At 46.6% G+C, this 14,034-nt stretch carries 12 protein-coding genes and 1 tRNA gene; 3 read left to right on the plus strand and 10 right to left on the minus strand.

Annotated features, from left to right (window positions below; genetic code table 11):
- Nucleotides 1–33 precede the first annotated feature (33 nt).
- Nucleotides 34–118 (plus strand) — tRNA-Leu (locus DWZ38_RS13855).
- A 334-nt stretch (nt 119–452) separates the two neighbouring features.
- On the opposite strand, the gene DWZ38_RS13860 is transcribed toward DWZ38_RS13855, so the two are convergent.
- Entirely contained in the window at nt 453–2,384 is a 1,932-nt protein-coding gene (locus DWZ38_RS13860; RefSeq protein WP_021926571.1) for a hypothetical protein, read from the minus strand.
- 388 nt (nt 2,385–2,772) lie between these two features.
- Here DWZ38_RS13860 and DWZ38_RS13870 point away from each other — a divergent pair, with 388 nt between their 5' ends.
- Nucleotides 2,773–3,330: a DUF16 domain-containing protein gene (locus tag DWZ38_RS13870; RefSeq protein ID WP_117853496.1), complete on the plus strand. Its 558-nt coding sequence runs from the start codon at nt 2,773–2,775 to the stop codon at nt 3,328–3,330.
- A 110-nt stretch (nt 3,331–3,440) separates the two neighbouring features.
- Here the strand turns inward: DWZ38_RS13870 and DWZ38_RS13875 are convergent, their stop codons facing one another.
- Entirely contained in the window at nt 3,441–4,580 is a 1,140-nt protein-coding gene (locus DWZ38_RS13875) for a ComEC/Rec2 family competence protein (RefSeq protein ID WP_021926573.1), read from the minus strand.
- A 137-nt stretch (nt 4,581–4,717) separates the two neighbouring features.
- Between DWZ38_RS13875 and DWZ38_RS13880 the strand changes: the two genes are divergently transcribed.
- Nucleotides 4,718–5,992 carry a peptidoglycan-binding domain-containing protein gene (locus DWZ38_RS13880; protein ID WP_021926574.1) on the plus strand — a complete coding sequence of 425 codons (1,275 nt, stop codon included), beginning with the start codon at nt 4,718–4,720 and terminating at the stop codon, nt 5,990–5,992.
- Nucleotides 5,993–6,070: 78 nt separating this feature from the next.
- Here DWZ38_RS13880 and DWZ38_RS13885 read toward each other — a convergent pair whose 3' ends face one another.
- The 8 genes from DWZ38_RS13885 to pyrH form a co-directional block, all read right to left on the minus strand.
- A complete protein-coding gene (locus tag DWZ38_RS13885; RefSeq protein WP_021926575.1) occupies nt 6,071–7,171 on the minus strand; it encodes a glycoside hydrolase family 172 protein in 1,101 nt (366 codons plus the stop codon).
- Nucleotides 7,172–7,295: 124 nt separating this feature from the next.
- Nucleotides 7,296–8,378: a nitronate monooxygenase family protein gene (locus tag DWZ38_RS13890; protein ID WP_262579777.1), complete on the minus strand. Its 1,083-nt coding sequence runs from the start codon at nt 8,376–8,378 to the stop codon at nt 7,296–7,298.
- Nucleotides 8,379–8,547: 169 nt separating this feature from the next.
- The gene (gene rseP / locus DWZ38_RS13895) at nt 8,548–9,834 is read right to left on the minus strand and encodes an RIP metalloprotease RseP (protein ID WP_021926577.1); all 1,287 of its coding nucleotides are present in this window, start codon (nt 9,832–9,834) and stop codon (nt 8,548–8,550) included.
- A 1-nt stretch (nt 9,835) separates the two neighbouring features.
- Nucleotides 9,836–10,978, minus strand: a complete 1,143-nt coding sequence (dxr, locus tag DWZ38_RS13900; protein ID WP_021926578.1) for a 1-deoxy-D-xylulose-5-phosphate reductoisomerase — start codon at nt 10,976–10,978, stop codon at nt 9,836–9,838.
- Nucleotides 10,979–11,050: 72 nt separating this feature from the next.
- The gene (locus DWZ38_RS13905; RefSeq protein ID WP_021926579.1) at nt 11,051–11,845 is read right to left on the minus strand and encodes a phosphatidate cytidylyltransferase; all 795 of its coding nucleotides are present in this window, start codon (nt 11,843–11,845) and stop codon (nt 11,051–11,053) included.
- A 1-nt stretch (nt 11,846) separates the two neighbouring features.
- Complete coding sequence (locus DWZ38_RS13910; protein WP_262579786.1) at nt 11,847–12,593, minus strand: isoprenyl transferase; 747 nt, start codon at nt 12,591–12,593, stop codon at nt 11,847–11,849.
- 71 nt (nt 12,594–12,664) lie between these two features.
- A complete protein-coding gene (gene frr / locus DWZ38_RS13915; protein ID WP_021926581.1) occupies nt 12,665–13,219 on the minus strand; it encodes a ribosome recycling factor in 555 nt (184 codons plus the stop codon).
- Nucleotides 13,220–13,308: 89 nt separating this feature from the next.
- Nucleotides 13,309–14,010, minus strand: a complete 702-nt coding sequence (pyrH, locus tag DWZ38_RS13920; RefSeq protein WP_021926582.1) for a UMP kinase — start codon at nt 14,008–14,010, stop codon at nt 13,309–13,311.
- Between the last annotated feature and the right edge of the window lie 24 nt (nt 14,011–14,034).

Genomic DNA, 14,034 nt, shown 5'->3' on the forward strand with positions numbered 1-14,034 from the left:
GCAGAGATTTCTGATCTCTACGAAATGCGATATGCGGAAGTGTCGGAACTGGCAGACGAGCAAGACTAAGGATCTTGTGAGCATTGCGCTCGTGTGGGTTCAAGTCCCATCTTCCGCATTTTTTATTTTATTCAAGAAATGTTAATGGCCTGCAACATGCCTGTTTTGCAGGTCTTTTTTAATTTCATACAAAACGGACATGTTGCCTGCCGTAGACGACATCATAATTTATAAAGCATAACTATTGCACGCCTATGGATGCCCTCGCAGCTGTCGACCGCATTCGTAATCCGGGTTGCCATGCTTACTCACAGGCTTTCGATCATGCAGGCATGGCTTATTCTTGGACACCTTCTGGAACTTTCATAATAAAATACCACCCATAATTTGTTTCCTGTTTTAACCAGGTGCAAATTACGGATGGTATTCTTTTTATCTTAGAAAAATTTTCCTTACTTCGGCAGTTCCGTCACCGTCTCCAGCTTAAAGCCTTCCCACATATCCGCGGAAATATTCCACTCTCTTAAATCCGTAACGATCTTATGATAAAAAGCCTGTCCGCCGCGGACAATGTCATAAGTACGCGCATCCCCTCTTGCTTCCAAGTGACGGCCAAAGCTGCAGTTGGTCACATCCTCAGGACCATAGTCATCCACATCCCCGCCTGGCCAGAAAATATACAGCCGCGGAATGTCATCAATCTGGCGAAGATCAATGCCTGCCAGCCTTAAGAACTTCTTGCCCACAGATTCATGCGCCGTAAACACATGGGAATAGCGCCATACCGTTCTTGTAAAATCAGACACGCGGAACTGTCCAAGCCAGTCCTCGTCCATCATTCCGTCCTGGGTCTCTCTGGATACGATCACCACTATAGGGAATAACCGTTCCGGATCTTTCAGTGCCGTAAGAAGGTTTCCAAACATTTCCTCTCTTATAATGCGGCGTCTGTTGGAGCACTCGGTTCCATTGACAATTCCGATATTGTCAACAATTGTCTTGTAATATCCTGGATAGCTGAAAAATGTAACCCCCGGATCCTGAATGGTATGCTCCCGCTCCGGCTGCGCATATCCGTTGCAAACCTTCAAGATGACTTCTTCCTGCCTGGAAACCTCAAGTCCTGCCTCTGAATACCAGATGCGGCCGCCCACCTCCATATCCATATGCCTTACGTGCATATTCAGACGGCGATTGGCAGGATCATAATTCACAGCTACATGATAGGCCAGAATATCCGCATGATAGGTGCTGGTCTTCTGGGGCATTCCTTTAAACAAAACGCCATATTTGCCCACGATCCAGCTGTAAATGCCGTCTGCTGCCTGCTGGAAAATCTCGGAAGCAGAAGCAGAAGTTCCCTCCTTCAGACGGCTTCCGTCTACCTTTGTGCACATCTGGAATACATTGTGCCGAATCAGCGGCTTCATTTCGTAATGCCAGGACTCTCCAAGGCTTTCCTCACGGCCATCATTGTATACGTCACGTTCCTTAAAAATAGCACTTAAGCGGCTGTCATGAAACTGGCTGTCGTTTAACAGCGCAATAATGGTATTTACATTGATCGGCACCTTGCGGCTGCGGTGAAGCAGCTGATCCACCAGAGTCTGCTTGCTGGTCTTGTAAATACGCTTGGCCAGATTCTCCACCTGCAGATTACAGTCCTCATCCAGAAGCTGTGCCACCTCAGGATAGAGCTGTCCCTCTCCAAGCTTCAAACGAAAATGGCTCTTGATCATATCGCTCCATCTTCCGGATTTGTAAAGGGAATGTCCAAGATCCTCAAACAGGGTTACCATGGATTTATCACAAAGCTCCAACGTCGCCAGAATGCTGTTAAAATACCGGGAAAATCCCTTGTAGTTCTTCCACAGCTCTTCTCCCTTGTACCGCATGTCATGCTCAATCTCATGCCAGCCTTCGAAAAACATGGTCTTGATCTGGATTTCAAAGGTATCATCAATATACATATCCCATGTCTCCGGGGAAATCTCAGATCTTAAATATTCAGGAAGCCTGCACACACCGTTTAGCTTGGTGGGCTTAAACTCCTCCTCACTGCGCTCGGAAGTGGACCATCCGATCACATCAAAGGTATTCTCCACAATATTCTGGCAAATCTCCACATCATCATCAAAGTACAGATTGATCCGGACACCCACCAGATCCTGAAGCTTCTTATTCTCTGCGCCATAATCCTTCAGGGCAAATTTATGAGCCATGGAGGATGCGGTCTTAATCCTGGAAAAAACCCTGTAATATAAGCCGCACTGCTCCAGACGGTCACTGATAATGCGCTTCAGATCCTGTTCCACAATAGCCGGAACCTTCACCTTAGCAGCCAATTCCTCCTTTGTGAAAATTACTCGTTTCTGTTCACTCACTAATTCTACACCACCAATTTATTCTACATTTCTTACGTTCTTTTAAACAATACATGTCAGAAACCATTTTTCTTTTCGTTTCTGTCACTAAACATACACTTCAGTATACCAGAATTTCAACAAATAAAAAAGGGATAATCCGAAATATCATGGAAAAAATTAAGGATAAGATTTTTACAAAAAGCAGTTGCTTTTTCGCCAGCTATGGAATATACTTGTCTGAACATCTGAAAAATCTTTATTCCAATCTGAAAATGAATTCTGTTTTCGTTTTATGTTCCAGACTTTTATGAAAATTGAATAGACTTTATACTTTGGCTGTGATATAGTATATCTAAACAATATTTCGTATCTGAAATGTATTTTTCTAAAAGGAGGTGTATTTCCCATGATCGATCCCGAATTAAAAGATGTTCTTCTTAACATTAACCAGAATGTTATCACCTTGCAGGTAGGAATGAATGAACTGCGTTTTGATGTGAATGAGCTGAAGTCCGACGTAACTATACTGAAGTCCCAAATGGTTGAGCTGCGCTCTGATGTAGCTAAGCTGGAATCCAGAATGGATAGACTGGAATCCAGGATGGATAAACTGGAATCCAAAGTAGATAAGCTGGAATCCAGGATGGATAAACTGGAATCCAAAGTAGATAAGCTGGAATCCAGGATGGATAAACTGGAATCCAAAGTAGATAAGCTGGAATCCAAAGTAGATAAACTGGAATCCAAAGTAGATAAGCTGGAATCCAGGATGGATACCCTTGACGACTCTGTACACAAGATCCACTTAACGCTGGAAAACGAAACCAACCGCAAGATCAGCGTCCTCTTCGATTCCCGCGTTGATGAAATACGTCACCGTCAGGAAAACGCTGAAACACGCGAAAAGGTTGCCAACCTGGAAATGCGGGTTGACAACCTTGAAAAAACTGTAATAGCATCCTGACCAGTTCTGCATACATATCCCTGGCCTTAGAGCCGATTAAAAAAAGGCTCCAGAGCGTGTTTGAAACAGGCTCTGGTATAAGGTCTGTTCAATTTTCATAAAAAGCTTTTTCAGAAACACTTCTTACAGGCTTCATACCCTTGGGCCTCTGCCTGGGAAAGAGGCTCCTGATAGGCCTTATCCGGGTTCATATTACCACAGTCCGGAATGCTGTGGTATTTGCTTCCTGTAGCAGAGATCCATACCATCTCTTCCTGGCTGTTCTGAGCTGAATCAGCTTCTATGGAATCCGTATCATTCGATTCTCCCTGATCATCATACTGTTCCCCGGCAAATCCCTGCGTCTCGCTTTCTCCCGCAGGACTTTTTCCATCCCCGGAAGTATAATCATTACAGGGATCCATATTCCAGGAAAGAGAATTCCCGTCAGAAGAAACTACAATCGTCCCCTGTTCATCTGTACGGTACACCTGGATACCCATGTCGGACAGTTTTTCCATCGTCTCTTCATGAGGGTGTCCGTACATATTTCCTGCGCCGCAGCTGATCACTGCATACTCCGGAACTGTCGCCTGCAAAAAATCCCAGCTGGTGGATGTTGCAGATCCGTGATGTCCCACACTTAACACATCACAGCTAAGGTCAATTCCGGAAGATACCATGTCAGCCTCGCTGTTGTAATCCGCATCCCCGGTAAAAATAAAACTGTTTTCCCCATTTGTCAGCCTGATTGCCACAGAATTGGCATTGCTCTCTTTGCTGATATTTTGCGGAGACAAAATCGTAAATTTCCCGGAACCGAATTCATATTCTGTTCCCACAGCCGGATGCTGTACCGTAAGCCCCTGCGCTGCGACTCCATCCATAAAGGAATCATACAGCGAGGAATCGTGGACATAGTCTGCTCCAATCACATTTGCCACATCAAAGGCATTCAAACATCCAATCAATCCGCTGACGTGGTCCTCATCATAATGGGAAGAAATCAGATAATCAATCTCCGAAATCTGCCGTTCCTGCAAATAGGATACCACAAAGCTGGATGCGCTTCTGGGACCGCCATCATACAGCAAAGTCTGCCCTTCCGATTCCACCAGAACAGACAACCCCTGCCCTACATCCAGAAAATGTACCGTCATGCTGCCATCTGCTGCCCAAACCGCTTTCGTATTTTGCGGAAGCAGAATTCCTGCAAAGAGCATTGCAAACATCAGCAGAAATCTTCCCACACGTTTTCTTAAATTTTTCATTTTTTCCCTTCTTTCGTATATTTTCTGTTTCTATTATAACCGAACTTCGTACCAACAAACAGCCCTGAATTTTCTCAGCTCATCTTTCCCACACATCCGGCATATAATACCCAGAAGAGCATTTTATGAGGTCGTCCATGTATTTCAGAAAAACCTTACATGCACAGCAGGAAAATGTAGATCAGGGAACCTTGCAGATAACCGTGCGCTCTGAAGCCGACAACCGTCCTGTAGAAAATGCACTGGTTCGCATTTCCTACACTGGCGATCCCAATAGTGTGATTGAAGAGGTCCGCACCGATTCTTCCGGCAATACCCCTGTCCTCCAGCTGAAAACGCCGCCTTTGGAATACAGCTTAAATGCTACTGAGGAAGCCCAGCCCTACGCAGAATATTCCATGCAGATTGAAGCTGAGGATTTCCATTCGGAGGAAATTGCAGGCACAGAAGTCCTTCCGGCTATCCTCGCCAAACAGCCTGTACTTTTAAACCCGCGGCAAAGCTCTGTCGCCGACAGCCGTGTCGTCATTCCTCCACACACACTTTTTTACGAGTATCCGCCCAAAATACAGGAATCTGAAATCAAGCCAGTAAATGAAACCGGAGAAATCGTGCTGAGCAAAGTAGTTATCCCTGAATATATTGTTGTTCACGACGGACCCGTAGGCGATAATTCCGCCTCCAACTATTATGTGCGCTACCGGGATTACATCAAAAATGTTGCCAGCAGTGAAATCTACGCCACCTGGCCCGACGATACGATCCGAGCCAATGTTCTGGCAATTATGTCCTTTACCCTAAACCGGGTATACACAGAGTGGTACCGCAACAAGGGAAAAGACTATACCATCACCTCCTCCACTGCTTATGACCACAAATGGATCCGTGGAAGAAATATTTTTAATACCATTGACCGCATAGTAGATGAACTGTTTGAAAACTATCTTTCCAGGCCAAATGTACGTCAGCCCATTCTTACACAATACTGTGACGGAGAACGAGTGCAATGCCGTGACCGGGGATGGATGACCCAGTGGGGAAGTAAGCGCCTTGGAGATCAGGGATATTCCCCTATTGAGATTCTGCGCTATTTTTATGGAAGTGACATGTATATCAATGTTGCGGAGGAGATTTCCGGCATCCCTTCTTCCTGGCCGGGTTACGACTTGGATATAGGTGCATCAGGAAGTAAGGTTGTACAGCTCCAGGAGCAGTTAAATGCCATCAGTCAGGCATACCCCGCACTTCCAAAGGTAAATCCGGATGGCATATATGGCTCTCAGACTCAGGCTTGCGTGCGAAAATTCCAGAACATTTTCGGACTGCCGGAAACCGGAATCGTAGACTATCCCACCTGGTACAAAGTTCAGGAAGTCTACGTAGGTGTCACCCGAATCGCCGAGCTTCAGTAAAAAGCCTTCGCACAACGCAGCACTGCCGCTTACGCCAAGATTTCTCTTTTGCGAAGCGGCAGCCTGTAATACAGTTTTTTATCTTGGCCATCTCTCTTCCCTGGGCAGAAGCGGGGAGTAGTCATTTTGTCCACCTTTTTCCTGATACCAGTATGCCACACTGGAAACATCATCCTGTCTCTCAAACAGGCCGTTATGGCACATACCAATCTGCTGGATGGTCACGCGGATATCTTCCTCAAAATAAACCGGATCCGGAATATGGAAGCGATACATGCCTCGCATAGGAGGACAGTCATCGTTGTAATAGGGGTGGTAAGTCAGTTCATCCTGTTTTGAATAATAAGGATAACCTAAAAATGGTGTAGAATAAGTCTGCTCCACTGTTCTGCCGTCCTCCTGCTTGGCAAAGCTCCAGGAACCACCTACATAATCCTCTGTTCCGGTTCCGCAGATTGTTGGAAATTCCACATCTCCGTCCAGATAAAATTTCACTTCGCCTTCGCCCCACCAATATCTCTCCAAGGTCTGCAGAGCAAGGTAAGTTCCCACATAAATTCCTCTTCCATGGACACCATCCAGAATGGTATAATCTTTCTTTTTTTCAGTTACAGACTCCCGGTTCCATTTTGCATGGAAATACAGAACAGGATCCGGAAGACTGTCGTACAGACAGTAATCAATCTGATAGAAAAATGCCGGGATAGGATTTTTGTGTTCATTTATCAGTTCAATTTTCGCCCTTTTGGTAAATGGCATGGAAAAATAGCTGTTCATTCCTCTTGCAGGGACTACAGCAATGGAGTATGAATTTACAGTGCACTCTTTTCCAAAACCACAACAGAAGAAGTCTCCCAGAGGCACTTCCACAGACGGGTGCTCCTCATCATCCCAGGTCATCCGCAAAACCAGATCACGGAGCACAAAGCAGTCTCCTTCTGAGGTTTTGGCATCTACTGTAATCCAGATATGGTTGATCACTCCGCAGCCCTTAATATCACCAAGAACTGTAGTACTCCCCGGCAGCAGATTCAAAAGGCAGGGACTTCCCTTCCTTCCTGTGCCAAGGTTACTGGCTGCTGTTCCTCCCTTGCCTTTTTCCCCTGTAGGGTTCTCCGCATTAATGGCCCTTGAACGTCCGAATTTGCCATAAGGCAAAATATCATGCATAAAATTCATAATTAACAGCACCTCCTGAATTTTTCTATATTTTGCCACAGGTATTCTGTCAATTCAAGAGATTCCTGTTATTTTTTTCCAAACAAGGTTTCCTTAGTATGGCATCCATCTAGTTCTGAATACTTCAGCCTTCTGCCAGCTCCCGCATCAGCGCAGATACTGTAGTGATTTCCCGAATCCGGCCTGTATTAGAGCCGCAGAAAATCAGACCATTCTCCACATCCCCATTCACAGCCTGAATCAGGGCATTTGTAATACAATAGGGAACCTGCCCGGGATTACACTTTTCCAGGCAGTGATAACATTTTTTCACAGGAATACGGCCGGCTTCCACAGTCTCCACAAAGTGATTTCTCACAGCTCTTCCCGGCATTCCTACAGGACTTTGTACAATCTGGATATCTTCTTCCCTTGCATCAATGTATGCCTGCTTGTACCGCTCATCTGCGTCGCACTCTTCGGTCGCCACAAACCGGCTTGCAATCTGCACGCCATCTGCTCCAAGCGACAGCACATGATCAATGTCACTTCGGTCAAAAATCCCACCTGCTACAACCACAGGAATTTCCCTGGAAAACTTTTCCTCATACTCTTTTTTACAGGAAATAATATCTCGGATTTCCTGATCAAAATCCAGATCTGCCCTATGGTCCAGCTGCTCCCTGGAAAAGCCCAGATGTCCCCCAGCCTCCGGTCCTTCAATGACGATCAGATCTGCCGTGCGGTTATAACGGTGTGCCCACATTTTCAGTATCAGCTGTGCTGCACGTTTAGATGAGACAATTGGTGCAATCTTTGTTCTGCAGGTTTCCGGCACCAGTTCCGGCAGGTTTACAGGAAGTCCTGCGCCGCTGATAATAAGATCTGCACCGGCTGCCACAGCCTCATGTATATGTTCTTTGTAATGCTTCAATGCTGCCATAACATTAACACCAATCAGTCCCCGTCCCTTTGCAATCTCACGGGCTTTTAAAATATGCCTGCGGATTGCGCGAAGATTACAGGCTGCCGGATCTTTTCCAAAGCCTTCCTCATCGTATCCAATCTGTGCTGTAGAAATAACCCCTACGCCTCCTTCGGCCGCTACAGCCCCAGCCAGAGAGCTTCTGCTGACTCCGACTCCCATTCCTCCCTGAATAATGGGAAGCTCTGCAATTTTATCTCCGATTCTAAGACATTTCAGACTGCTTTTATACTCTCTATCCACAATAAAACCCTCCATAGTATTTAGTTTGGCATTTAGTTTGATTATAAAACTATTTTATTATAAAGGGTTATTCATATTCTGTCAAGCTCCCATCAAAAAACAAAAAAACCAGGAGCTGTGCAAACGTAAAGGTTTGCATCAGCTCCTGGTGGTAAATGCATCTTTATTTTCAGAATATTTTCAGAATGTCATTGTACATGACCACAACCATCAAAACCATCAGTACCATCAGCCCGGCAAAATGGATGGTGCCTTCCACCTGGCGGTTGACAGGCTTTCTGCGCACTGCCTCAATGATGAGGAATACCAGACGGCCGCCGTCCAGTGCTGGCAGGGGAAGAAGGTTCATAACCCCAAGGTTTGCGGACAGCAGGGCTGCCATGTACAGCATATTCACCCAAATTGCCAGCATTCCCTCACTCTTGCTCTCCTCATAGGTGCTTCCGATGGCATCCACAACGCCAACCGGCCCGCTGAGATCCTTCACCCCAAGACCTCCTGTAAGAAGCTCCTTCAGGCTAAGCAAGGTGGAGCGGATCAGATATTTTACTTCCAGAGCACCGTATTTCAGCACGCCGAAGCCCTCTGCCTTGGTATAGGCAAGGTTGTAGGAAAATTTCAGAACCGCAGTGCGGTACTCTTTAGGCGTTACATCTGCAGTGTATTCCAGACCGTCTCTTTCATAGGTGATGGTCACAGTCTCGCCGGTAAGAGGATGATCTGCAAGATAATTGGTATAATCCTCTGCATTCTCCAGGCGGGTGCCATTGATGGAAGTAATCACATCCCCAGGCTCCACACCGGTTTCTGACAGACCCATTCCCGGGATCAGGGATTCTACCTCAAGGGAATCCGTATTCTTCCGGTTAAAGCCAAGAAGATACCGAACCTGCACATCCGGCTTGAAAGACAGCTCCACATCTTTCCCATCCCGTTCAACGGTCATGTGGATGGTCTCATCCTCCTGGACGCTGTTCAGGTACATATAAAGATACAGGTCCCTTGCCAGGTCTATGTGATACCCCTGATATTCCTTGATGATATCCCCCTCCTGAAGACCAGCCTCTGCCACTGTAGAACCGCTTTCCACCTGGGTAACCTCAGCTGGATCATATCCCACCAGAGAAACAATGATCACTGTTATCACAAATGCCAGGATAAAGTTGAACACAGGTCCTGCCGCAACTGTGGCGATTCTGCCCCATACAGGCGCTCCGTTAAAGGTTCCCGGCGCTTCGTCCTCCATATCCTCTCCCATCATGGCACAGGAACCGCCGATGGGAAACAGCTTCAGAGAGTACCTGGTTCCGTTCTTCACCGTACTGAGAAGTCTTGGTCCCATTCCAAGAGAAAACTCTGTTACTACGATTTTATTTTTCTTTGCCAGAAGGAAATGTCCCAGCTCATGAAAAAGAATGATCGCACTGAAAATCAAAATTGCCAGAATAATTTTCAATCTACCACCTGCTTTCGATCCATTTATAAGTCTCCGCCTCAACAGCCAGTATCTCGTCCAGGTCAGGATTTGCGATTACCTGATGTCTGTCCATAGACTGTCCGATAATCTCATAAATATCCAGAAAGCCGATCTTTTCCTGCAGAAATTTCTTAACTGCCAGCTCATTTGCCGCATTAAATACAGTCGGCATGCTGCCTCCTGCCCTGGCAGCGTCCATTGCCATAGGAAGTCCCAGGAAGGTTTCCATATCCGGATCCTCGAAGGTGATCTCTTTTAATTTGTGGAAATCAAGACGCTCTCCCTCTAAGTATCTGCGCTCCGGATAGTAAAGGGCATACTGGATGGGAAGACGCATATCCGGAGTTCCAAGCTGGGCCATCACCGCGCCGTCTTTAAACTCCACCATGGAGTGGATAATGCTCTTTGGCTGGACAACTACCTGAATGTGATCCAGGTCTACATCAAACAGCCACTTGGCTTCCATTACCTCAAGGCCTTTGTTCACCAGGGTAGCAGAATCTACGGTGATCTTCTGTCCCATCACCCAGTTGGGGTGCTTCAGGGTATCCGCAAGAGTTACATTCTTTAACTCATCTCTTTTTCTTCCGCGGAAAGGACCGCCGGATGCAGTGATCAGAAGCTTCTCCACCTGCTCTCTTTTTTCCCCGTGAAGGGCCTGGAAAATGGCACTGTGCTCACTGTCCACAGGAAGGATCTGAACGCCGTATTCTTTTGCCATTGGAATGATCAAATGACCAGCTGTTACAAGAGTCTCTTTATTGGCAAGGGCAATGTCCTTGCCTGCCTTAATTCCTTCCATAGTAGGACGGATTCCGATCATTCCCACAACAGCTGTTACCAAAATGTCCGTCTCAGGCATACGGGCAAGCTCCAGAAGCCCATCCATTCCGGATACGATCTTCACATCCATATCCTGAAGGCGGACGGCCAGGTCCTTTGCCGCATTTTCATCCCACACTGCGATCAGCTTAGGATGAAACTCCCTTGCCTGCTCTTCCAGCATTTTTACATTTCTTCCGGCGCTGATTCCCAGCACTTCAATATCACCATTGGCTCTTACCACATCCAGTGTCTGGGTACCAATGGACCCTGTAGAGCCTAAAATTGCAATTTTTTTCATGTAAATATCCTCTCAAATTCAATATGAACCACTTCCGGAAAACCTCGCCTCAAGGCATCCATGTTTCCAGGATCAGATTCCCAGCACCAGCTTCGCCAGGAAGTAAATGGCAGGTGCGGTAAAGATCACACTGTCAAAACGGTCCAGAATTCCGCCATGTCCCGGAATCAGTTTGCCATAGTCCTTGATTCCCTGGTTTCTCTTAATTGCAGAAGCTGCAAGGTCTCCTACCATAGAAATCAAAGCGCCCACTGCACAGATCAGGGCATACTCTGCCATAGGGCCGCCTGTAGCAGCTGCGTAGATCACGCCCAGAAGAGCTGCTCCTGCCACGCCGCCGATTCCGCCTTCCACAGATTTCTTCGGGCTTAAAACAGGTGCCATCTTGTGCTTGCCGATCAGCATTCCCACGCAGTATGCACAGGTATCACATCCCCATGAACAAAGGAAGATCAGCCATACCAGGAATTTGCCATCCGGCAGGTTTCTGGTAAGATAAATAAAGGAAAGCATCACTGCCACATATACCACGCCGAAAAATGCAGGCATTACCTGCTCGGCATGAAAACGGGGATAATTAAATACATACACAAACATAAAGATCATGAACGCAATAATAACGCCCATCATTCCATATTTCTCAAAATCTGCTGCCATCAGCACATAATAGATCACAGCACCTAAGTATCCTGCAATTTCCAGTGCGTTAAACTGATCTGTGCGAACCTTCATGGCCTTATACAGCTCCTGCATTCCGATCAGGGAAATGCCAAGCAGTGTGAAGAACAGCACGTAGCCGCCGCTGATAATGGTGAGAAGCGCCACTGCCACCAGCACGATTCCGCTTAACAGTCGTGTCTTAAACATGTTATTCCTCCTTCACTCCGCCGTATCTTCTGTCTCTTTGATTATATTTCTCGATAGCCTGTATTAATTCTGGTTTGTGGAAATCTGGCCATGCCACATCGGTAAAATAAAATTCCGTGTAGGCCAGCTGCCACATCAGGAAATTGGAAAGCCGCTGCTCCCCGCTGGTGCGGATCAGAAGATCCGGGTCCGGCACGCCTGCTGTGTCCAGATAGCTTTCAATCCTGCTCTCTGTCACCTCATCCGGTGAAAGCTTTCCGTCGGCTACATCCTGGGCCATTTTTTTCATGCCTCTTGTGATCTCATCACGGCTTCCGTAATTCATGGCAATCTGGAAATACAGCTCATCGTAATCCTTGGAAAACTCCTCCAGCTTGTGGATGCTCTCCTGGATATCCGGTGCAAAAGCAGAAATATCACCGATGATCTTGATCTTCATCTTATTGTCTCTGGAAATCTTAATACACTTCTTCAGATAGCTGCGGAACAGCTTCATCAGACCGTCTACTTCCTCCCTGGAACGCTTCCAGTTCTCTGTGGAAAAAGCGTAGACCGTCAGGTATTTCACGCCCAGATCCTTAATATCATAGCAGACCTGCTCCAGATTGGCGCAGCCTTTTATATGTCCATAGCCGCGGGGCATTCCCTTTGCCTTCGCCCAGCGTCCGTTTCCATCCAGGATGATGGCAATATGATTGGGTACGTTCATAGTTCTCTCCCTGTTCTTTCGTTTTTCTTTATAAGGCAGAAGAGAGCTCTTTTCCAGAGCTCTCTTTACGCTGTTTCCCTGCAAAAGGGGCAGACAGCAGACATATCCTTTTATACAGTCATAATCTCTTTTCCCTTGAGTTCAACTGCTGCATCTACATCCTTGATGTATTTGTCTGTAAGCTTCTGGATCTTGTCTTCCAGTTCTTTGATCTCGTCCTCGGATACATCCTCTTCTTTTTTCAGTTTTTTGTATGCATCGTTGGCATCACGGCGGATGTTGCGGACTGCAACCTTGGCAGCTTCGCCTTTTTTCTTGATATCCTTTACAAGATCTTTACGGCGCTCCTCTGTAAGCTCCGGGAAAATAAGGCGGATCACTTTACCATCGTTGTTCGGGTTCAGTCCCAGGTCAGAGGTAAGGATTGCTTTCTCGATTCCCTTGATCAGGCTGGATTCCCATGGCTGGATCTGGATCATACGTGCTTCCGGAACGGTAATATTGGCGACCTGCTGAAGAGGTGTTGGACTTCCGTAATAGTCTACGGTCAGCTTGTCCAGAATGTGCGGGTTGGCGCGTCCTGCACGGATCGTAGCCAGCTCTGCCTCAAGGCTTGCCAGTGTTTTTTTCATTTTCTCTTCATACTTCTGAATTCTTTCATCCATGTATTTAATCTCCCTCTAAAATATTTTTGTAATCCTAACTTGATATCCACGAATTGCTCCGCTGCAAAGCAGCTCCCGCAATCCTCCGATTATACAGTCACCTTAGTTCCTGTAAATTTGCCGTGAACGGTATTGATAATGCTGTTTTCCTCATCAAGGGCAAATACCAGCATCGGCATCTTCTGCTCCAGGCACATAATAGATGCGGTCAGGTCCATGGCTGCAAGCTTCTTGTCAACAACCTCCTGGATGGAGATCTCGTCATATTTCACTGCATTTGGGTTCACCTTCGGGTCGCTGTCATAGATACCGTCAACAGCCTTGGCAAGAAGGATGGCCTCTGCTTCGATCTCAACTGCACGAAGAACAGTAGCGGTATCTGTGGAGAAATACGGATGTCCGGTACCGCCGGCAAAGAATACCAGCTTGCCCTGTGCAAAGCTCTCCTCCACGCTGTCCTTGGAATACAGCTTGGTAAATGCGCCGCATGCAAATGGAGTGTAGATCTCAGTCTGCATTCCGGTATATCTGCAAAGGTCAGATACATAGATGCAGTTCATAATGGTTGCAAGCATTCCGATCTGGTCTGCCTTGCTGCGGTCGATGGTCTCGCTGGTACGTCCTCTCCAGAAGTTTCCACCGCCGATCACGATTCCAATCTGTACGCCTTCGTCAGAAATTGCCTTGATCTGCTTGGCTACAGCCAGAACTGTTGCCTCGTCAAATCCTGTTTTCTTCGGGCCTGCAAGAGCCTCTCCGCTTAATTTTAATAATACTCTTTTCATTTCCATTCTTTTGTCCTGCCTTATATTTTA

The organism is Ruminococcus sp. AF31-8BH, from assembly GCF_003460605.1.
Lineage (GTDB): Bacteria > Bacillota > Clostridia > Lachnospirales > Lachnospiraceae > Blautia_A > Blautia_A acetigignens.

What these genes read in the sequence shown, in the direction of transcription:
- DWZ38_RS13870 (WP_117853496.1), top strand. Translation starts at nt 2,773, where the DNA reads ATGATCGATCCCGAATTAAAAGATGTTCTTCTTAACATTAACCAGAAT.
- DWZ38_RS13875 (WP_021926573.1), bottom strand. Translation starts at nt 4,580, where the DNA reads ATGAAAAATTTAAGAAAACGTGTGGGAAGATTTCTGCTGATGTTTGCA.
- DWZ38_RS13880 (WP_021926574.1), top strand. Translation starts at nt 4,718, where the DNA reads ATGTATTTCAGAAAAACCTTACATGCACAGCAGGAAAATGTAGATCAG.
- DWZ38_RS13885 (WP_021926575.1), bottom strand. Translation starts at nt 7,171, where the DNA reads ATGAATTTTATGCATGATATTTTGCCTTATGGCAAATTCGGACGTTCA.
- dxr (WP_021926578.1), bottom strand. Translation starts at nt 10,978, where the DNA reads ATGAAAAAAATTGCAATTTTAGGCTCTACAGGGTCCATTGGTACCCAG.
- DWZ38_RS13905 (WP_021926579.1), bottom strand. Translation starts at nt 11,845, where the DNA reads ATGTTTAAGACACGACTGTTAAGCGGAATCGTGCTGGTGGCAGTGGCG.
- frr (WP_021926581.1), bottom strand. Translation starts at nt 13,219, where the DNA reads ATGGATGAAAGAATTCAGAAGTATGAAGAGAAAATGAAAAAAACACTG.
- pyrH (WP_021926582.1), bottom strand. Translation starts at nt 14,010, where the DNA reads ATGGAAATGAAAAGAGTATTATTAAAATTAAGCGGAGAGGCTCTTGCA.